The sequence below is a fragment of the Phocaeicola sp. GP0067 genome (assembly GCF_031119655.1).
Classification (GTDB): domain Bacteria; phylum Bacteroidota; class Bacteroidia; order Bacteroidales; family Bacteroidaceae; genus Phocaeicola; species Phocaeicola vulgatus.
In genome coordinates this window covers 244,011-263,461 of record NZ_JAVHZY010000002.1, presented here as the reverse complement: position 1 = coordinate 263,461, position 19,451 = coordinate 244,011, and the positions used below count along the sequence as shown (strand labels likewise).

The 19,451-nt window shown below is 40.5% G+C and carries 19 protein-coding genes; 9 read left to right on the top strand and 10 right to left on the bottom strand.

Features of this window, described 5'->3' with window-relative positions; translation table 11 throughout:
• The first annotated feature begins 1 nt into the window (after window position 1).
• The 7 genes from RE317_RS02975 to RE317_RS02945 are packed head-to-tail and all read left to right on the top strand — an operon-like array spanning window position 2 to window position 6,640.
• Entirely contained in the window at window positions 2–1,216 is a 1,215-nt protein-coding gene (locus tag RE317_RS02975) for a DUF4876 domain-containing protein (RefSeq protein WP_032939627.1), read from the top strand.
• A 38-nt stretch (window positions 1,217–1,254) separates the two neighbouring features.
• The gene (locus RE317_RS02970) at window positions 1,255–2,805 is read left to right on the top strand and encodes a DUF6850 family outer membrane beta-barrel protein (protein WP_008670521.1); all 1,551 of its coding nucleotides are present in this window, start codon (window positions 1,255–1,257) and stop codon (window positions 2,803–2,805) included.
• Between the two features lie 20 nt (window positions 2,806–2,825).
• Window positions 2,826–3,410 carry a hypothetical protein gene (locus tag RE317_RS02965; RefSeq protein WP_005847444.1) on the top strand — a complete coding sequence of 195 codons (585 nt, stop codon included), beginning with the start codon at window positions 2,826–2,828 and terminating at the stop codon, window positions 3,408–3,410.
• On the top strand, window positions 3,394–3,969 hold the full coding sequence (locus tag RE317_RS02960; protein ID WP_005847445.1) for a PepSY-associated TM helix domain-containing protein: 576 nt from the start codon (window positions 3,394–3,396) through the stop codon (window positions 3,967–3,969). The genes RE317_RS02965 and RE317_RS02960 overlap by 17 nt, the downstream gene beginning before the upstream one ends.
• A gap of 27 nt (window positions 3,970–3,996) precedes the next feature.
• Window positions 3,997–4,884, top strand: a complete 888-nt coding sequence (locus tag RE317_RS02955; RefSeq protein WP_005847446.1) for an ABC transporter ATP-binding protein — start codon at window positions 3,997–3,999, stop codon at window positions 4,882–4,884.
• Window positions 4,885–4,907: 23 nt separating this feature from the next.
• The gene (locus RE317_RS02950) at window positions 4,908–5,579 is read left to right on the top strand and encodes a hypothetical protein (RefSeq protein WP_008670523.1); all 672 of its coding nucleotides are present in this window, start codon (window positions 4,908–4,910) and stop codon (window positions 5,577–5,579) included.
• A gap of 32 nt (window positions 5,580–5,611) precedes the next feature.
• Entirely contained in the window at window positions 5,612–6,640 is a 1,029-nt protein-coding gene (locus RE317_RS02945) for a DUF4857 domain-containing protein (RefSeq protein WP_005847448.1), read from the top strand.
• Window positions 6,641–7,208: 568 nt separating this feature from the next.
• Here RE317_RS02945 and RE317_RS02940 read toward each other — a convergent pair.
• Both RE317_RS02940 and RE317_RS02935 read right to left on the bottom strand, forming a co-directional pair.
• On the bottom strand, window positions 7,209–8,219 hold the full coding sequence (locus tag RE317_RS02940) for a GGGtGRT protein (RefSeq protein ID WP_005847449.1): 1,011 nt from the start codon (window positions 8,217–8,219) through the stop codon (window positions 7,209–7,211).
• Window positions 8,220–8,237: 18 nt separating this feature from the next.
• Window positions 8,238–8,939 (bottom strand): iron-sulfur cluster assembly scaffold protein, encoded by a 702-nt coding sequence (locus RE317_RS02935; protein ID WP_005847450.1) that lies wholly within the window; start codon window positions 8,937–8,939, stop codon window positions 8,238–8,240.
• 236 nt (window positions 8,940–9,175) lie between these two features.
• On the opposite strand from RE317_RS02935, the gene RE317_RS02930 reads away from it, so the two are divergent.
• A complete protein-coding gene (locus RE317_RS02930; RefSeq protein WP_005847451.1) occupies window positions 9,176–9,685 on the top strand; it encodes a DMP19 family protein in 510 nt (169 codons plus the stop codon).
• A 169-nt stretch (window positions 9,686–9,854) separates the two neighbouring features.
• Here RE317_RS02930 and RE317_RS02925 read toward each other — a convergent pair whose 3' ends face one another.
• On the bottom strand, window positions 9,855–11,234 hold the full coding sequence (locus RE317_RS02925; protein WP_008670526.1) for a sodium/glutamate symporter: 1,380 nt from the start codon (window positions 11,232–11,234) through the stop codon (window positions 9,855–9,857).
• Window positions 11,235–11,656: 422 nt separating this feature from the next.
• On the opposite strand from RE317_RS02925, the gene RE317_RS02920 reads away from it, so the two are divergent.
• Window positions 11,657–12,412 (top strand): hypothetical protein, encoded by a 756-nt coding sequence (locus RE317_RS02920; protein ID WP_008670528.1) that lies wholly within the window; start codon window positions 11,657–11,659, stop codon window positions 12,410–12,412.
• Window positions 12,413–12,687: 275 nt separating this feature from the next.
• On the opposite strand, the gene RE317_RS02915 is transcribed toward RE317_RS02920, so the two are convergent.
• From RE317_RS02915 to RE317_RS02885, 7 genes are all read right to left on the bottom strand, one after another.
• The gene (locus tag RE317_RS02915; protein ID WP_229035905.1) at window positions 12,688–12,765 is read right to left on the bottom strand and encodes a hypothetical protein; all 78 of its coding nucleotides are present in this window, start codon (window positions 12,763–12,765) and stop codon (window positions 12,688–12,690) included.
• A gap of 349 nt (window positions 12,766–13,114) precedes the next feature.
• A complete protein-coding gene (locus tag RE317_RS02910; protein ID WP_008670530.1) occupies window positions 13,115–14,821 on the bottom strand; it encodes a fimbrillin family protein in 1,707 nt (568 codons plus the stop codon).
• A 65-nt stretch (window positions 14,822–14,886) separates the two neighbouring features.
• Window positions 14,887–15,957 (bottom strand): fimbrillin family protein, encoded by a 1,071-nt coding sequence (locus RE317_RS02905; protein WP_008670533.1) that lies wholly within the window; start codon window positions 15,955–15,957, stop codon window positions 14,887–14,889.
• 129 nt (window positions 15,958–16,086) lie between these two features.
• The gene (locus tag RE317_RS02900; RefSeq protein ID WP_005847458.1) at window positions 16,087–17,226 is read right to left on the bottom strand and encodes a fimbrillin family protein; all 1,140 of its coding nucleotides are present in this window, start codon (window positions 17,224–17,226) and stop codon (window positions 16,087–16,089) included.
• Between the two features lie 43 nt (window positions 17,227–17,269).
• Window positions 17,270–18,277 carry a DUF5119 domain-containing protein gene (locus RE317_RS02895; RefSeq protein ID WP_008670534.1) on the bottom strand — a complete coding sequence of 336 codons (1,008 nt, stop codon included), beginning with the start codon at window positions 18,275–18,277 and terminating at the stop codon, window positions 17,270–17,272.
• Window positions 18,274–18,612, bottom strand: a complete 339-nt coding sequence (locus RE317_RS02890) for a hypothetical protein (protein WP_008670536.1) — start codon at window positions 18,610–18,612, stop codon at window positions 18,274–18,276. Before RE317_RS02890 ends, RE317_RS02895 begins: the two co-directional genes overlap by 4 nt.
• A gap of 392 nt (window positions 18,613–19,004) precedes the next feature.
• Complete coding sequence (locus tag RE317_RS02885) at window positions 19,005–19,370, bottom strand: tyrosine-type recombinase/integrase (protein WP_008782098.1); 366 nt, start codon at window positions 19,368–19,370, stop codon at window positions 19,005–19,007.
• Window positions 19,371–19,451 lie beyond the last annotated feature (81 nt).

Here is a 19,451-nt window from a genome sequence, read left to right as displayed (position 1 = left end):
GATGAAGATGAAAAAGAATCAATTGACAATGTTAGTCCTTTTTGTGACAATGCTGGGATTTACCGCATGTAGTGATGATGACAAAGTGAGCATATCCACTGTAGGTATTACCACTACTGTAGATACAACTATCGAGGGGCTGCAACTGACCGGTGGAACCTATACTTTTGAAAATGTAAATACATCTGTCAAGACAGACATTACCTATCCGGCTCAGAGTATTGAACTGGCGGACGGGTTGTATAATGTAACTTTCATTGGTAAGGGAACTTACTCACAGAATGGAACTCCGGTGGAAGTCGATGTACAGGGAGTACAACAGAATGTGGCCGTATCTGGAGGGTCGTACAAGCTGGAACTGAAGGTTCATGTACTCAATACAGGTGATCCTGATTTTGTGATTGCCGAGATATTTATTCCCGGAACCTATAATGAAGCAGGTAAGCAATATAATGGCGACCAGTATATACGTATCTATAATAACTCGGATAAAGTTTTGTATGCGGATGGATTGATATTTATGGAATCACAATTCCAAACTACTCAGAAATATCAATCGGTAGATCCGGATATCATGGATGAAGCTATTGCGGTAGGCTCTGTTGTAGCAGTACCGGGCAGTGGAACAGATTATCCGGTACAACCGGGAGAATCCTTTATCCTTTGTGACAATGCGATCAATCATAAAGAGGCTAATCCGAATTCTATAGATTTAAGTAAAGCCAATTTTGAGTGGTATATTGAATCAAAGCAAGATGTGGATAATCCGGCTGTTCCCAATCTAGATGTTTATTATTGTTATTCCAAAACTATCTGGGTGTTGAATAAACAGGGAAATCGCGCTTATGCTATTGGCAGATTACCCAAAAGTATGACTAAAGAAAAGTATATTTCAGACTATGCATACAACTATACGTATATTATGCAAAATGGAACAGTCAGTAAACCGCAAAGCAAATATAAGTTCCCCAATGAATGGGTGATTGATGCTGTAAATGTAGGTGCTTCCAATGAATGGCAGTGGAATGTAACCTCTACCGGGCTGGATATGGGGCATACTTATATCGGTATGAACAATACCGTTGCAGAAAACATCGGAAAGTGCGTAATGCGTAAAGCCGCCTACAAGGATGGTGATCGGGAAGTATTGCAGGATACAAATAACTCTACCGTTGATTTCACACCTGCGGCTACTCCGAGCCTGTTTAACAAATAATTGAATCCGTCTTATTGATATATAAATCTTTATTATTCATGATGCTAATCCGAATTATCATTATGTTGCTGATTGCTTTATTTGTGGAGAGTCGGCAGGAAGCCTTCGGGCAGACTACCGACACACTCTCCCTGTCCGATAAGGTAATCCGTACCGCTTCATTTGCGACTGGATTTCGTGGCGAGATATGGCAGAATCCGGCACTTTATTATTACTATACTCCGTATACATGGACAAGGCTGGACGTAAATGGAGCTTATCATGATAAAGGAAAAGCATCTTTGAAACAGGAAGGTGATAAGGATACCCGTATCGGGGTAGATGTCAATTCCTTCGTTATTCTTTCGGAACGTGATCGTGTATTCGGTTCAGCAGGATACAGGAGTGAGAAGCAGGAGAATGTGTTATGGAATGAAAATATAGACTGGAAATTGATCGCTCCTTACGTGACTGGTGATTCCATTGGTGGTTTCCTGAAGGGAGAAACTTATTATTTCAATGGAGGTTACGCCAGTGAGTCAGGTTCCTGGACATGGGGAATCACCGGTGGTTACAGAGCGTCTCATAATTATCGGGATAAAGATCCGCGTCCACGTAATACAGCTTCCGATCTCTCTTTTGCTTTGGGAGCAGGATATCGTCTGGGGACATATCGTTTGGGAGTTTCCGCAGATTTCCGGCTTTATCAGCAGAAAAGTGAGATTTCATTCCTTGCAGATAAAGGCTCTACTTCGGTATACCATATGTTGGGATTGGGCATGGATTATGTGCGTTTCGCCGGAAACCAGACCGGGACGAAGCATCAAGGCATCCGGTGGGGAGGAAGCATAGGCATTCTGCCAGTTGATACGGAAAAGGGGATATCGGCCACAGTTTCAATTGACCGTATGTCAATGGACAAGAAATTGAGCAATGCCAATAATCTCACTTTGCTGGAATTGAATACGACTGATTTGAAAGGAAACGTGACCTGGATGCGGGAACTTCAGCAGGCAGAACACCTTGCTGTGAAACTGGATGCAGGCTATATAGTTCGTAAAGGAATGGAGAATATTTACGGAGAGGCGGGCGGAAGCTCCTATGGAGCATTAATTAGTACATCTCCGGGAATGAAGGTCACGAATAGTCGGATTGCCGTAAGTGGTTTGTGGGAGAAGCTTTTGACCGATAAAGGTGTATGGGGAGGAGCAATTGTCCCAAACATAATCTACCATCGGTTGGAAACGGATTACAACGCCGTATCCCGGTTTGTTCACTTGTCTGTTTTGGAGAGTTCTTTGCGTGCCCGTTTGCTGTATCAGAAGAGGCTGCTACGATTGACCGCAGAAGCTAACGGTGGATATTATGCCAATTTATCGGCTGAATATTCTTTACCGGGATTGAATACCGCGAAGTCGTCCGCCCAGACTTTATTGGCAAATATTGACTATTTATCTGATAGTTATAGTATGGTGGGGATTCGTCTGCAAGGGGATTATCCCATCATGAAACAATATAACCTGTCTTTGTCTGTTCAATGGCAGGCGGCATATTATAAAAAATGCGGAACGGCCCAGTATGCCGTTTGTTCATTGGGCATCTTTTTTTAAAAAATAAAAACAGTTAGCATATGAAAATTAAGTTTATGGTCGCTGCAACCTTAATGGCAGCTTTAGTAACTACTACTTCTTGTGGAAACAGTAACAAACAGAGCCAGTCTGAAAAAACGGAGCAGGCGGCTCCGGCGGCATTGAGCATCGATAATCTGCTGGTGCATGCCGATTCACTGGCCAACAAGGAGGTGACTATCGAAGGAATCTGCACACATACCTGCAAGCACGGAGCTACAAAAATATTCCTGATGGGTAGTGATGATACCAAAACGATTCGTGTGGAAGCCGGACCTTTGGGCTCGTTTGATACCAAATGCATCAACGCTATTGTCACAGTGACCGGAACGTTAAAGGAACAGCGGGTAGATGAAGCTTACTTGCAAAACTGGGAGGCTAAACTGAAAGCACAGACTGAAAAATCTCATGGAGAAACTGCTGCCGGGTGTGATTCGGAAAAAAAAGCACGCGGTGAAACAGCCAGCACCCCTGAAGCCCGTATTGCGGACTTTCGCGCAAAGATAGCAGAAAGAAAAGCTGCTACCGGAAAAGATTATCTGTCATTCTACTATATGGAAGCCAGTTCTTATGAAATCGCAGAATAAAGGTACTGCATTCCGCAAGTGGAGCCGGATCATCCATCGTGATCTGTCTTTCTTCTTTGCGGGAATGATTTTGATTTATGCTATTTCGGGTATCGTGATGAACCATAGGGATAGCATAAATCCCCATTATACAGTTACACGAACGGAATATAAAATAACAGAGGATCTGTCGGACAAGAGCAAAGTTAATGAGAAGATGATTTTGACTTTGTTGGAACCGCTGGGCGAAGCCGGAAATTTTACTAAATATTATTACCCGGAACCGGATCTGATTAAGGTTTTTCTGAAAGGAGGCTCAAGTCTGGTGATTAACACCCGGACAAAAGATGCTGTCTACGAGGGGGTGAAGCGCCGTCCGCTGATCTCTTCCATGGTACAACTCCATTTCAATCCGGGTAAGTGGTGGACTTGGTTTGCCGATGCTTTTGCTGTCTGTCTGATTATTATCACTGTCAGCGGTATAGTGATGATAAAAGGTCCTAAAGGATTGTGGGGCAGAGGAGGAATCGAGTTGGTGGCCGGTATCTTGATTCCTATTCTTTTCCTGGCGTGTTTCTAATAGCAAACGAAAAATGATTTATAAAGCATGAGTGCAATTATAGAATGTAAGAACCTGACCCATTATTACGGTCAACGCAAGATTTATGAGAACTTGAGTTTTGAAGTTCCTCAAGGGCGTATCTTGGGGTTGTTGGGTAAAAATGGTACAGGGAAAACGACAACCATTAATATATTGAGCGGTTATCTTCAGCCGCGTTCAGGCGAATGTCGCATCTTTGGTGAGAACATTCAGACCATGAATCCTGCTTTACGCAGGAATATCGGTTTATTGCTGGAAGGTCATGTTCAATATCAGTTTATGAATATCACACAAATAGAAAAGTTTTATGCTTCTTTTTATCCGGGACAATGGAAAAAGGAGGCTTATTATGACTTGATGAATAAATTGAAGGTAGCTCCGGGGCAACGTATCTCAAGAATGTCGAACGGACAGCGTTCGCAAGTGGCATTGGGACTGATCCTGGCACAAAATCCGGAGTTGTTGATTCTGGATGATTTCTCTTTAGGACTTGATCCGGGCTATCGCCGTCTTTTTGTGGATTATTTACGTGATTATGCCCGTTCCGAGAACAAGACTGTTTTCCTGACTTCCCATATTATTCAGGATATGGAGCGGTTGATTGATGATTGTATTATTATGGATTATGGCTCTATCCTTATTCAACAGCCTATTGAAACGTTGATGAAAGAGCTGAGAAGATATACTTGTACTGTGCCCGAGGGTTATCAGCCTCAGTTGCCGGCAACTTGCTATCATCCGGCTGTCATTCGTCAAACCTTGGAAACGTACTCCTTTTTGCCTCCCGTGGATGTGGAGAAACTGTTGAAGGAAAGTCAAGTTCCCTTTACTGGTTTGCAGCACGAAAATGTAAGTCTGGAAGATGCCTTTATCGGTCTTACCGGAAAGTATTAATATGTAAACTAAATAGAAGAAATATGATACAAGCCATATTTTATAAAGAGTGGATAAAAACGCGTTGGTATTGGTTGCTGGCAACTCTTTTTATGATAGGGATCACAGGATATTCCATGCTTCGTATTGGCCGTACCATTGCCATACAGGGAATCGATCATTTATGGGTAGTGATGGTCCAGAAGGATGCTATATTTATTGATTTGTTGCAATTTGTCCCTTTACTTATCGGTATCTTGCTTGCTGCCGTACAGTTTTTCCCCGAGATGCAACGTAAGTGTTTGAAGCTTACTTTGCATTTGCCTTATTCACAGAAGAAAATGATCATGTCAATGTTGGCCTATGGCGTACTTGCACTGGTGACCTGTTTTGCTATGAGTTTTATTATGATGGGAGTTTATCTGCCACAACATTTTACAAGTGAGTTGGTGCAGCGTGTTTTATTATCTGCGGCTCCATGGTTTTTTGCCGGATTTGCCGGTTATCTGCTTGTTTCATGGATTTGCCTGGAACCCACATGGAAGCGCAGGGTTTTGAATCTGATTATTGCGGCATTGATTTTCCGTGTCTACTTTCTGGCTCCGGGAGCGGAGGCATATAATAGTTTCTTGCCCTGTCTGACACTTTATACGTTGCTTGCCGCTTCTCTTTCGTGGATTTCTGTGGTACGGTTCAAGGCCGGTAAGCAAGACTAATTGAATGTTTATTATTAAAAAATCAAACAAACATGATTCGATTCAGCAAAATATTTTTTTATATTACCGTAGCTGTCCTGCTTGTATGGCAGTTGCCTTGGTGTTATGCTTTTCTCACACTGAAGCCTGTCAAAACTCCTTTTACTATGTATAGTTCCGTACTTGGTGATTTTGTTATTACACAACTAGATGAGAATAAGCAACTTCACCGCTATGATACGAAAGGCAATACATATACACAACAGCAGGTAGACAGTTTGTTGCCTTCTCTCTATGTGCGCCAGCTTACGGCGGACGAACGTTTCCCTGATACCATTTGTGGTAAGGCAGTTAGTCCGAAAGATATTCAATTGACAAACTTTACTTTCAAGAGTGTGCCGTCAGCCATCAATGCTCCCCAGACAGGACTCTATTTTCTGATGGAGTCCATGTCCAAACGGGTGGATTTGAAAATGCCCGAAGATGCATTCCGTTTTACCGATAAAGGTATAGAATTTATTCGTATGGAAACGAATTGTATCGATGAGGCGAAAAGCAAATTGTTTACGGATATGCTGGTTCAGAAAGGGTTTGCTTTTCCTGCATGCTATGCTTCGGGCAATCCAACTACTCGTAAAGACTATGATGAGGGATATCTGGTTTTAGATGCCAACCACAAATTGTTCCATCTGAAGTGCACCAAAGGACGTCCGTATGTGAAAGCTATTCAGTTGCCTGAAGGAGTCTTGCCGGAATATGTGTTTATTACTGAATTCCGTAGCCGTCGGACTTTGGGGTATATGGTAGATAGCAAGCATCATTTTTATATTATCAATAGTGATGGAAGTTTGGTGAAATCAGCTCTCCCCGGTTTCGATCCGGCAAAAGATGAGTTGACCATCTTTGGAAATATGTTTGACTGGACTGTAAAGTTATCGACAGATAAAGATGATTATTACTATGCTTTGGATGCTACAGATTATTCACTGATTAAAGAACATGCCTATAAAGATATCCGCCGTTCTGTTCCGGGGTTGTCTTTTACATCTCCAGATGACAAATTTGTAAAACCTCGTTTTTGATGTGAATTTGGCAGGGGAAGTCTGATATTAAAATGTATATTAGTTCGAACAGACCGAAAACAACTAGGTAAAGGGGCTATCATGTTAGGCATCAGCTAACTCTACCTTCTGTGAGATACTGCAAATACGGGATTATATAATTGTGCGGACAGACAGGAGGGCGTGAAAACAGCCTTCCTTTTTTTGATAATATTTAAGATACAGGGATTTGATCTAGTTTTTCTTGCTCGTCAATTTTATATTATGATAATCGTTCTTTGAGTATATGCAGGATAAAACAGGTTGTTGAATTTTGCTTGTTTTTAAATTTTCAAAAATGCCAGATTGCATATAAATAATCTTCGTTTTGACCTCCTTTTATCCTAAACCAACTCTTAATTGTATAACCGATTTATGATTTAAAGAACCAATTTCATTCCGTAATTTTAGACAATTATTTGCAATACTTTTGATTGATATTGAAAAATAGGAGGGGGTGGGTCATCAGTTAAACGAATGAAATTACTGGAAATAAAAATCCCTATAACTGCAATGGTTACAGGGATTTATATATTAGCAATGTATTATATTACTTGCTCAAAGCAGTAGCAACGTCAACTGCGCAAGCTACCGTACAACCTACCATCGGGTTGTTACCGATACCTAGGAATCCCATCATTTCTACGTGAGCAGGAACTGATGAAGAACCAGCGAACTGAGCGTCTGAGTGCATACGACCCATAGTGTCCGTCATACCGTAAGAAGCAGGACCGGCAGCCATGTTGTCCGGGTGAAGAGTACGACCTGTACCACCACCTGATGCAACTGAGAAATAAGGCTTACCTGCAAGAACACGTTCTTTCTTGTAAGTACCTGCAACCGGATGTTGGAAACGAGTCGGGTTAGTAGAGTTACCGGTGATAGATACGTCTACACCTTCTTTCCACATGATAGCTACACCTTCGCGAACATCATCGGCTCCGTAGCATTTTACTTTTGCACGAGGACCGTCAGAATAAGCGATTTCACGAACTACTTTCAGTTCACCTGTGAAATAATCGAATTCAGTCTGAACGTATGTAAATCCGTTGATACGAGAGATGATCTGTGCAGCGTCTTTGCCCAAACCGTTCAAGATACAACGCAGAGGTTCTTTACGTACTTTGTCTGCTTTTGCGGCGATTTTGATAGCACCTTCGGCAGCAGCGAATGATTCGTGACCTGCCAGGAATGCGAAACATTTAGTTTCTTCGCGCAGCAACATAGCAGCCAGGTTACCGTGACCGATACCTACTTTACGGTCGTCGGCTACAGAACCCGGAATACAGAATGCCTGCAGACCGATACCGATAGCTTCGGCAGCTTCGGCAGCGTTTTTGCAACCTTTCTTCAATGCAATGGCAGAACCTACTACGTAAGCCCACTTGGCATTTTCGAAACAGATAGGCTGAGTTTCTTCACAAGTTTTATAAGGATCAAGTCCGGCAGCTTCGCAGATTGCGTTAGCTTCTTCGATGTCTTTGATGCCGTTTTCGTTCAAAGCAGCAATGATCTGTTTGATACGACGGTCTTGGCTTTCGAATTTTACTTCTCTAATCATATTCTTTCCTCCTTATAATTATTCGTGACGTGGATCAATTTTCTTAACAGCTCCCTGTTCTTCAGTTACACGTCCGTAAGTACCTGTAACTTTCTTCAACGCTTCGTTAGCATCAGTACCCTTCTTGATTTCGTCCATGAACTTACCCATGTGAACGAATTCGTAACCGCAGATTTCATCGTTCTTATCCAGGAATACGTTCTTGATGTAACCTTCAGCCATTTCAAGGTAACGGGGACCTTTAGCCAAAGTACCATACAAAGTACCTACCTGGCTGCGAAGACCTTTACCCAAGTCTTCCAGACCGGCACCGATAATCAGACCGCCTTCCGAGAAAGCTGACTGAGTACGTCCGTAAACGATTTGAAGGAATAGTTCGCGCATTGCTGTGTTGATAGCGTCACAAACCAAGTCGGTGTTCAATGCTTCCAATACAGTCTTTCCCGGAAGGATTTCAGCAGCCATGGCAGCCGAGTGAGTCATACCTGAGCAACCGATAGTTTCTACCAATGCTTCCTGGATGATACCTTCTTTTACGTTAAGGGTTAGTTTACAAGCACCCTGCTGAGGAGCACACCAGCCAATACCGTGTGTCAAACCAGAGATGTCTTTAATTTCTTTTGATTTTACCCACTTTCCTTCTTCAGGAATAGGAGCCGGTCCGTGATTGGGACCTTTCTTCACAACACACATGTGTTCTACTTCGTGTGAATAAGTCATATTCTTTACGTTTTTTGGTAATAAAATAAATATTCGTAACCACGTGAAAAGATTGGTTATTCTTTTCGCCTACAAAGTTAGTCGTTTTATTCTTTTCTGCAACTTGTTGCCCGTCACTTTTTATCTTTAAATAAAATAAATTTATTGCAGGACAGCATTTTGCAAACTAGAGTTGCCAAAATGTTTTTTCTTTCCGATGAAATTTCTATCTTTGTACCTATATTATAATGATAGGAATGGAAGCAAATAAAATAGCAATTACGGACGAAGCTTTGCGCCGAGGTGCGGAAGAGGGCATGGATGGTTTCTTGAAGGTGTTTATAGATAAATACCTGGAGGTGACAGGAGGTGTTGTCAATGCGGAAACAATGCCTTTGCTCAATGGTTACCAGCATTCATTGTTGGGGTATCATTTCTTGCGTGAAGAAATAAATGAAGGTGGTTTTGTACAATTGATACAGAATGGTTTTGGACCTTATATCTTTGATAATCCTTTTGCAAAAGCAATGCGGCAGTTTGGAGCGAAAGAATTTGCCAAATTGATTTATAGCGCGAAGAAAATATATGATGAGAACCGTGCTGATTTGGAAAAGGACAGGGATGATGAGGAATTTATGGCAATGTATGAGCAATACGAGGCCTTTGATGAGTTGGAAGAGCAGTTCATGGATATGGAAGAGTCGGTAACTGCCCGGATTGCAGAATATGTGGACAATCATATTGAGGAGTTTGCGGAGATTGTATGACAAGGACTTTTGCGTACTTTGTCGGGTATAAGCTCATGCGTTTTGATATAAAAAAAGTAAGTTGGCTTCAATAGTTAAGTAAGATACGTTCGTTGTCTGACGAACCTATGTTGCTTGGTCAAGCAAGTTAACTTACTTTTTTTGTCTTGTTATTCCGGTGTCATTCCATTTATTGTTTCCTGATAAACCAACCTTTGATATAAGCGGTTGCCAGTACGGCAAGTCCTGCCGCCAGGCAGATTCCCGTAAACACCAGCCCGTAACCGTTCAAGAAAGCTACCGGAGCGAAAGTTATCAGAGAAATCTCTACCGGGGCGATGAACAAGTAAGCCAGTGCATAGTTATCCAGGCATCGGCTGCGCATTTTGGGGTCTGCAACGCGGAGCAATGCGATGCCCATAGCCATAGTTCCTGTAAACCATCCCCATGTGAAGATAGCTTTCTCGAACCAACATTCTTTCATTAGTTTGCGGGCCATGACCAGAACATAAATCAGGGTTGCGATTAATCCTGAAACTAACAGAATTAATAAGGGTATGATGTACTCTATTACAACAGATATTTTAATGGAAGCAATTCCAAAAGCTACCAGAAAATCGGTAAAGGCTCCGCTGATGTGGCCTATGGTTTGCGGGCAGACATAATCACTGGTTCTTGTTTTGTCGAATATCTTTTTGATGAATATACCTACCACAAATGCACAACTGAATACCGGCAGTTCAAACCCCGGCATAAAGTGGGATACTGTTTTGCTGATGCAGTATCCGCCTAATGCTATCACTGCTACGATGATAAGATTGAAGGTCAGCGGGTCAATGGAGATGGAAGAGCAAGAACTTTCACCCATGCTTTCCCGTTTGTCGCCGGGCAACAGGCCTGTCTGTAATTCGTGAGGAAGGTCATCGTAATTGGCGAGGAAGGAGGTGTGCCCTTTCTTTGTCCCCCATTTTATGATGATCAGTCCGATAATGACTGCCGCTACGATACCGAAGGTGGCGGCAGTCATGGCCAAAGTTAGAATTTCGTCATATCCGAACTGGCTGAAAGCCTGTCCGATGGCTGCTGCTGTACCGTGCCCGCCGCAATAGCCGCTTGGCATAGTGATGCCGAAGGCAGGGTTCAAGGGCCATATCCGGTTCAGGACAAGCAATCCCAACAGTCCTCCAAAAGCCCATTGCAACAACATTCCTGCCTGTGAATATGCCCACATGCTGCCTATATTGTCTGCATCTCTTTTGGCTGCCTTTTGTGAGATGAGGGGGAGAGCGCCGAAAATGAAGGCTATCAATATGCCGGCATAAGTTCCTGTTTGGGTGGAAAGAGGTATGATGCCGAAACCGTGAGGTCCCAAGGACAGTCCTATAAACCCGGCCAACAGGCTGGGGGGGATGAACAGCCTTTGGATGAATCTTATTTTTACTCTCATGAGTTTGCCGAGCAGTAGCAGTACTGAGATGATGCCTGTATCGACAAAGAGTGTCCACGGGGTGAAATCGGTCATAAATCTAGGGCTTGTTTGGATGTATTCGTTGAAGAATACAGCGTTCATAAATAGTTCATTTTACCGAATCGGTAGGAATGGAAATTGATCTTATCGGCAAAAATAATGTATAGGTATCATGTAATATCTTAGGTTTTATTGTTATTAAGTTGTTTTGTTTCAAAGATAGGAAATAAAGTGGTACTATAGCCCAACTGCTTGTTCTTTTATGTATTAATTTTTATTAATGGGTTAATGGCGGATAGGCTACAAGTGAATTTCGGTGAAAAAAATAGTTAAAACAAAAGATAAAGCAAGTCTTATCAGAGGATGAAACATGAATAAAAAATAATGTTAAAAGACAAGTGGCGACGCAGTATTTAAGCCAATTTTTCATTTAATCATTAAAACAATAAAAAGAATTAAGTTTCTTTCTTGGAAACCGATTCTTTTATTTAATTTTGCAAACCCTAATAATTATAAAGAAGAAAATGAAAAAAATGAAATTGGCAGCAATATTTGCTGGGTTAGTATCGGTGTTTACTTTTAGTTCTTGTTTGAATGATGGTGATAGCGGCCCCAATTATGATCTTTATGAGATCGTTACTGTGGAAGATGGTAGTATTTTTGGTGGACCTGTCCTGAAAGGAGATGCATGGGGATATACTTATACTCCAGTGGCTTCAAGTGTATTGGCCGGTCTTAAGGCATCTGATGGCAGTTATTACAAGCGTGTGCAGGTAGGGATCAAACTGATGGAAGGAGAAGCGATTACAGAGGGGAAAAAGTCTTATAAGGTAAGTGAAGTTGGCCTAATAGCTATTTTGAATTATAAAGATTTTAATGTTCAGGCTGATACATTGAAAAATGAGTATGCACTAGTGTCATTGGAGGATTCTAATAATAAGATATGGGCTATAAATGGATATGTCAACGTACCTTTTACCTTTAAAACTAAAGAACAGCTGAACATGAATGATTTCCATTTATATGCTGTAGAAGCCAAGGAGGATACATTGGTGACAAGACTTCGACAGACCAAAGGGGCTGATGATGCTTATCAGACAGGAGGTGCTTTGATTAGTTTCCATATGCCTTTTAATGATATGAAATTTTACGAAACTTTCAATAAAGTAGTACCTAAGAGTGATACTATTGTAGTTAAGGTGACTGCAAAGGGAGAAAATGACAAAGAACTTGTTTCTACAGTGAAATGTAGTGCTTCGAATATGCGAGGAAGCTATTAATAATACTTTATTATATAGTGAAATCCCCTTCAGTTACGGTTGAAGGGGATTTTTATTTAATGGAACTATGTGGTTCAATTTATAAGATAAAGGGGGGAAGAAATTTAACGGGGCCTACTTCTTATTTTCCTGTTCATATCTTTCTTTAGATTCAGTATATACCTCCTGCGTGTGAAAAGAGTTGACATGAATTTTTAAACGGTTCGATCTTTCTGCTGCCGTAATAACAACATATCACATTCGTTCCTGTTGCATAAGCCTTTTCTCTTCCCTGATTAAGCCTTTTTATACGGATGTATTCTATCTCCATAGCCTTTGGAGTTGTTTCCATAAGCTTTGGAGTTATCTCCCAAGGCTATGGAGTTAACTCCAAAGGCTTGCGGAGATAAAACAAACAGGAAGAAAACCCTTAACCATAGGGCAGGAAAGGTTTAGAGATATGGATAAGATCTTTTAAGGATGAATCTGATTATAAAGTTACGCATATGTATCAAAAACTTTGCAGGAACATGAAAGAAACGTCCTCTGATCATCTCCCGCAATGGGTGTAATTCCCTTTGGCAGACTTATTTTGGTCTGTCATACAAACCATCCCTAAAAAATGACGAGTGTTTATACAGGGTATCACAAACAACCGCATGAAAAAAATCTCCACTAAGTTTCTACTGCTCCGAAACAAGACTGTTTCAAGACGATAAATAATTAAAAAGCAAAAAACGGACGTACATTCCAATAAGCTTTTTTATCATATCCTTGCAAACAGACTCTATCCCAATTAGGATATTCAGGATCATCAATGTGCCAAAGTAACATCCAGCATCTGTCTTTATCATATTGGGAACTGCAACTGAAGCCAAGTCTGTAGGTATCACTAAACTGCGGTAACGAATTACCTACTTTAGATAACTGTATAGTCAATTTATCCAGTGTTTCTTGTCCCCATCCTGTGTCGTTTAGGCCGTTACTGGTTTCATTTCGAAAATCTCTTGGAGATTTTCCACAAATATTCACCAGCATATCAAACCATTGTCCGATACTCGGTACGAACCATGGACTGCGATTAAGTCCATCAGGAATTTTGTTACTGTCTCTATATTTTCTTATTGATTCAAAAGCACTGTAACTACCCTGTACATTAGCAGTATAATTCTTCAACATTTGTTCTGTTTCAGAATAACCGTTCATATTCTTCTCAATTTCATCATCTTTTGTCATTGGAGTAATCCCTTCTTCGATTCGTTCCATTCCCCCCCAACGACCGGTCCCTAAATTTTCAAACCCCATTACATAAGCATGATTCCAACCGTTTTCATTGCATTTTACATCTGTCATTTTTTTAGAATCGCAAGTAATGACCATTCCAATAGCATTCTGATAATCATATATTTTCCCGTTTTCTTCCAGCATGCCGTCTCCGGGATGTATCTCTATTCGTTTTTCGGTTTCATTCTGAAAGACAAAATCTCCGGGATAAAGTTTTCTTTCTGTGCTTCCTTTGCCGGGTACAGGGCTGATTACTTTCAGAGTATAGCATTTCCCAGAAGCAAAAGTGATGGAACTGCCCGAATAGTTTATCTTTGTATTCGTATTATTTCTGCCGTCGGCGGTTACATAGCTTCCGGTAATTCTGGCATTTTTTTGTGATGGGACAATGGCGCAGAATTTTACAGAATCGATCTGATATGGAGTAATGCCATTCAAGTTCACATTGATAGCTGCTGAGTCTGTTCCTAAAATTCTTGATTCTTTGTGGTAAACAAAACCTGCATTTTCGGGTGCAAAACAACCTATGTATGCTTGTGGTTGCAGCACAAGCAATGTAAATTGGTGTTTAAACTGCAGGTTCAGGATTATTCCGGAAGAATTGCCGGTAGTAGGTACGCCGGTAGCAATCAGCAGGTCGCTCACAGTATGCTTTTCTTTTGTGGATTGGTCTTTCGAAGGTTGCAGTTTCTCATTCCTGGTCAACGAAGCAATAGCTTCATCTGTATCCTTTGAAACATCTAGTGTGATATTCTTCCTATATGGATAGTATGCGATGTAACTCGCTCCATCATACCAATAGAGTGTCTTGCTGTTTTCAACCGGACTCCAACTATCATTTGACAGGTTATAAACCAATGGGATATTGTTAATGTCATCTACTATTGTGCCATCTTTTATGGAGAATATACCAATAGAATCACCGTCTACAAATTCTGTTTTAAGATGTTCATCTGTCACAGAAGCACGTGTGGAAGGCTTTTCGGAACCGGGAACGTTTTCAAACCCGGTTGCTGTTGCTCGAACAGTGAGAGGAGTTCCATTGTAGCAGTCCGTTCTTTTTCCATTATTTGTTTCATTTTCGTCGGTGCATGCACTACAAATCAAGAGGATGCTCCAAAAGATTATGCCGGTGAAAGATTTCATTTTTCTTTGTTATTATCTTGTTTAAAATTAGCACCTTAGTACAAGGCTGATTTTTATTTGTCCCATTAATTCGTTATTTGTTTCTCTTCTGTTCCATTTACCGTTTCAGAATCCGTGCCTCCTTCCCATGATGCGATATCATTTTCTGACATCACGGAAATAGTTTTTCTTGAGATACCGATGGTATAACTTACAGAAGCTCCCGGATTCCAAGTGTCAGTAGAAGGTAAAGATTGATTTTCTATGCGGATAGCTTGAGTAATGGCATTATTATTTCCGTCTTTTGCCGCATATTGATAAGTGATGCTGAACTGACTTCCTTTTCCGGCAGGAAGCAGGAAAAAAGTAGCTAACAATTTCTTTTCTTCCGCAATAGTATTCGGTACAGGGAAATTGGTTATGTCAGCGGTAAAAGTTTCTTTCTTGTCAGGTGATGGAAATGCCCACAGCCAGCCTTTGTCGCTATCAGTCGTAGGAGTATGATAGGTCAGTATTCCGCTTTTTATTCCCGTAATGGAGAAAAAGGTTACGGACTTTCCCTCCGTATCATCATTACTTTTTACATAAACATTGATCTTGGTTAGTGTATGGCGCAGTTTAAAACTTACATTGCCATTGTTTTGATTCATTACCGGAGTTGCAGCGAGAAAATCTATCTGTTTGTTTTCGGCTGTGGGAACGGTATAACTCAACATCGGAAATCCATTTGAACTCTCTTTGTCTTGAACGAAAAAGTTGCTACTTGCTGTTTCATTTATATAAGGAGCATAAGCAAAGAAACTGATTTTATCTGTTGTTGAATTATCCGGCCAGAACTTGACCGGACTATAAGACCATGTGCCGTCTGTTTGTTTACCAACAAGCTGGTTATACATGAAATTCGGTGTTGCGGCATCTTCATTGAAATTTCCGTGTGTGAAGTAGGCAAACACACCGATAGTTTCAAGATCACTTGTTGTGGTATACTCTTTAACAGATCTCATTACCGGAACGTTTCCTGAAAAGCTGATAGGGATATTTTCTTGGGGAAATTCGTTCGTACCTTCTTCCTGGGTACAAGCTCCCAATAACAAAGTTGCAGCAAGGAAAATGCCATACAATTGTTTCACCCTTATGCTTTCTGTTTTTCGATTCATGCTTCTTTTTCTATTTTATTGTACGTCCGTGCTTTTTTAACCGTAGTGACAGGGAAGAAACATTCAACCCTGTCCGGTCTGTTTTCTTTCCATAGCCAGTATGTATCATGTTTTGGCTGCAAAAGGAAATTATTTCTCTACATTAATATCAGAGTCGCTATCATCAGTCCAACCTTCCATATTATCCTCCACCGTAATCTTAATGGCATTCATCTTGATAGTCAATACGTAGGTATGTTTCGTTCCTTTCTTGAACGTATTTTTCGGTAGTGAAACTTCTTTGTTTGTTATGGTACTTGTCAGATTACTTGTGTCGGTCACTTTGGTTACGATGTCATAATTGATTTTCAGTTTTAAGTCACCTGCGTTGGTGGTACCGTTTTTGTTATTTACCGGAATAAAGTAAAGAGCTTCTGTATCTGAGAATAACGCGGTTGCATTCTGGTCATCACTTACATTGATAGAACTTTTATTATATCCCCATTGGTCGGTGGTTGTTTTATTTAAAAAATCACTCAGGTCTTGTTCTGTTGAAAAATAAGATGCGTCAGGAGATATGGCTTCCCAAGTGTCGTTATCGAATTTATAAACAGCCTTGTTGTAAAGTGTTGTACTTCCTGGATCTAACTTTAATCCCGTTACAAAAATTTTGGTATCAGTACCTAAGTTCACATCTGGCTTCACCTTGATATTGGCTATTTGGGTAAGTACGTGACTAAACTTGAACTGAACCGTCCCCTTATTACTTTCATTAGTTTGGTCTTGTATGGCAGTATGGCAGTCTGTTACCAAATCTATCATATCTTTCCAGTTATTAGAAGTCTTTACCTCAAAGGTGATTGTCGGAGCGCCTTTGGCATTCTGTCCTGATAAGGTTATTTTTTGGTCTGTTCCAACTTCCGGTTTGGATTCATAAGGCGCATAAGCAAAGAATGTTATTTTCTTATCATCTATTGGCCAAAAACGTAAATTAGTATATCCCCAACTATCAGAAGTCCATGTAGCATGTTCATTGTACATGAAATTAGGTGTTGTGTTTCCTTTTTCACTATTCCATCCCGCACTGCTTGTCTGATAGGCAAAAATACCGAAACCGGCATTTGCTTTCAATGTGGACGTTGTAGTTTCCGTTCCTCTGGTCTGTACTTCCGTATATACGTCCAACCCGATTGTCCGGTTCGTATCCGGATTCATTTCTGTCATTTCATTCTGTGAGCAACCAGCTATAGTCAGTGTTGCCATCACCATCAATAAACTTTTCACTTCCATTTTCTACTTTTTTTAAAATTAATATTATAACTACCCATATCTGTCATATATCTATATCGCTGTTCACTTCATCGTTCCATTTATCTACATCAGCGTCAAATCCTGAGCTACCTTCTGTTTTTACATTCGGCACGGTCTTTTCACATGCCATGTCAATAAAAACGCTCATAGTTCCGTCTTCTTCATCCAACCGTCTTATTGCCAAATCGTTAAAACTTTCTTCAAATATGGTCTTCCCGTCTACTAACTTTGCTTTCAGATGTAGGTTGTGTGGAATCTCTACATCGAAGCCGAACACACTAATAGTAGTGCTCAGCGTTCCTTCTGTTACCGAGCCGGAATCATAAATGGGATTGCTTAAGCGTAGCACTTGTGTTACTGTCTTTTCCGAATTTTGTCTCGAAACGAGAAATATGGATTCTGCAATGCCGTCTAATGTGCAGGTAGCTTTTCGTATGTTGTTCATTCCTTTGATACGGATTTTAACCGTTATTTTTTGAGTCAGTTTTTTGGGGGTGAAGCGTAAGTGACAACTATTTTCGTTCCTGGTGGAATTTCGGTTACTTTGTTGGGTGATGGCTGATGAATAGTTTTCCGGCATATCAGAAGTCACTTCAAAGCCTTCGATATAATCAGCGGCAAGTTCGTCAGGACTTTCCATAATAATTCTTTCAGAGGATGATTCGTTCCTTATTTCCATCTTCTTTACATAGGCTTCTAGCGTCTGGTAGTTTTCTTCTCCTCTGAAACAGAGGTTACCAAAATCATCGAATGAACGGTTGAAAAGGACGACATTGTAACATCCTTCTTTCAAGCATAGGGTCTTGTATGTACGGTCACCCATCAGTGCTACAAAAGGAGTGCTGCCATCGGTAGGGTAGAATATGGCGGTAGCACCATAATCCTGCTCTTTTTCATTCAGTCCTGACTGACTCCAATCGGCACTGATTGTTATTGTTGCTTCGGGCGAATAAGTCAGTTCGCGTCGGTTACAGGCAACTAACAAGAAAACAAAAAGGTAAAGGATATATAATGTCGGGGATATTCTCATTTTGCACCTCCTTTCTTTGCCTTGTGTTTGAGTAGCCATACCAGTGTATGGTAATTCCTCGAAACGGATGTATAACGATAAGTGGCTATATTTATGGCTTGAAGTACGTTCAATAGGGATATTTGCAATAATGGGCGACTAAATTCATATGAGAAAAGGATTCTTGTTTCTTTGTTTGGTAAAAGGCGGATGAGTTGTACTTTTTCCAGCTTATTAAGTAAATCTTTCCATTCTTCGTTTTGAAGGAGGAATTTGACCGGTTGCAGAACTTTGCTAGAAGAAAGGTCATGCAGTACGGCGATGGCTATTTGTGCACGTGTATATACGGATAACATGATAAACTTACTTTGTTAAGTCATTACTTACCAAGTAATAGCTTATATTTTTCTCACAGGGTGAGGAAAAGCGTTTCCTTATTCTGTATTTAATAAGAAAAAACATTTCGTCGGATAGAAAAAGATGTAAGAAATATGATTCCGTTTTTGAGATGTCAAAAATGGAAAGAGGTGTCGTGTAATTTTGTAAATTAGTTAAAGTACTGACAGATGCAATATTGTGCTTGTGCTTATGTGTTTTTCTATAATTGAATAAAATATAGTGGATTAATACAGATTTATAAGCTTTTTCTTTGGATTTATGAGGAAATATTCCCTACTTTGTGAAAGTAATCATCCATTACTTGGTAAGTAATTCTTCTTTTATTTGAATGGCTGTCATATGATATTCCTCATGCCACTTCCTTTTCTCCATTATGTGCTACTACCGAGATTATCAGTTCGTCATTGGCTATATCTACCTTTTCGTTTTCAAATGGTTTCAAGTAAGTTTCTGTCACCTTAATGGAAGAGTGTCCCAATGCCTTGCAGATAATACCGATATTTACTCCTGCATGAAATGCTAATGTCGCCCATGTATGGCGCGCCGGATAAGTAATATTTAGAAATGCAATAAAAAACAGAATGACGATAATTAAACGTAAAACGTTTATAATTAAGCATTTTGCAAGATTTGCAGAACAGACAGACCTGCAAAAGAAAACAAAATATTGCGACGTTTCAGTTACCAGACTGTTAGCCGCCTGTTTCGAAAACAACGGCAGGTAACCGAATTTTTACCGATAGGAACAAAGCAGATTTGTATTCACTGTTTATCAATGTTTTGCATGCCAAAGGAC

Bases quoted from the DNA above. Each gene is read 5' to 3' on its own strand.
- RE317_RS02930 (WP_005847451.1), top strand. From the start codon at position 9,176: ATGGAAGCAAATAAAATAGCAATTACGGACGAAGCTTTGCGCCGAGGT.
- RE317_RS02935 (WP_005847450.1), bottom strand. From the start codon at position 8,939: ATGACTTATTCACACGAAGTAGAACACATGTGTGTTGTGAAGAAAGGT.
- RE317_RS02925 (WP_008670526.1), bottom strand. From the start codon at position 11,234: ATGAACGCTGTATTCTTCAACGAATACATCCAAACAAGCCCTAGATTT.
- RE317_RS02970 (WP_008670521.1), top strand. From the start codon at position 1,255: ATGATGCTAATCCGAATTATCATTATGTTGCTGATTGCTTTATTTGTG.
- RE317_RS02920 (WP_008670528.1), top strand. From the start codon at position 11,657: ATGAAAAAAATGAAATTGGCAGCAATATTTGCTGGGTTAGTATCGGTG.
- RE317_RS02900 (WP_005847458.1), bottom strand. From the start codon at position 17,226: ATGGAAGTGAAAAGTTTATTGATGGTGATGGCAACACTGACTATAGCT.
- RE317_RS02945 (WP_005847448.1), top strand. From the start codon at position 5,612: ATGATTCGATTCAGCAAAATATTTTTTTATATTACCGTAGCTGTCCTG.
- RE317_RS02905 (WP_008670533.1), bottom strand. From the start codon at position 15,957: ATGAATCGAAAAACAGAAAGCATAAGGGTGAAACAATTGTATGGCATT.
- RE317_RS02960 (WP_005847445.1), top strand. From the start codon at position 3,394: ATGAAATCGCAGAATAAAGGTACTGCATTCCGCAAGTGGAGCCGGATC.
- RE317_RS02910 (WP_008670530.1), bottom strand. From the start codon at position 14,821: ATGAAATCTTTCACCGGCATAATCTTTTGGAGCATCCTCTTGATTTGT.
- RE317_RS02895 (WP_008670534.1), bottom strand. From the start codon at position 18,277: ATGAGAATATCCCCGACATTATATATCCTTTACCTTTTTGTTTTCTTG.
- RE317_RS02890 (WP_008670536.1), bottom strand. From the start codon at position 18,612: ATGTTATCCGTATATACACGTGCACAAATAGCCATCGCCGTACTGCAT.
- RE317_RS02975 (WP_032939627.1), top strand. From the start codon at position 2: ATGAAGATGAAAAAGAATCAATTGACAATGTTAGTCCTTTTTGTGACA.
- RE317_RS02940 (WP_005847449.1), bottom strand. From the start codon at position 8,219: ATGATTAGAGAAGTAAAATTCGAAAGCCAAGACCGTCGTATCAAACAG.
- RE317_RS02955 (WP_005847446.1), top strand. From the start codon at position 3,997: ATGAGTGCAATTATAGAATGTAAGAACCTGACCCATTATTACGGTCAA.
- RE317_RS02965 (WP_005847444.1), top strand. From the start codon at position 2,826: ATGAAAATTAAGTTTATGGTCGCTGCAACCTTAATGGCAGCTTTAGTA.
- RE317_RS02950 (WP_008670523.1), top strand. From the start codon at position 4,908: ATGATACAAGCCATATTTTATAAAGAGTGGATAAAAACGCGTTGGTAT.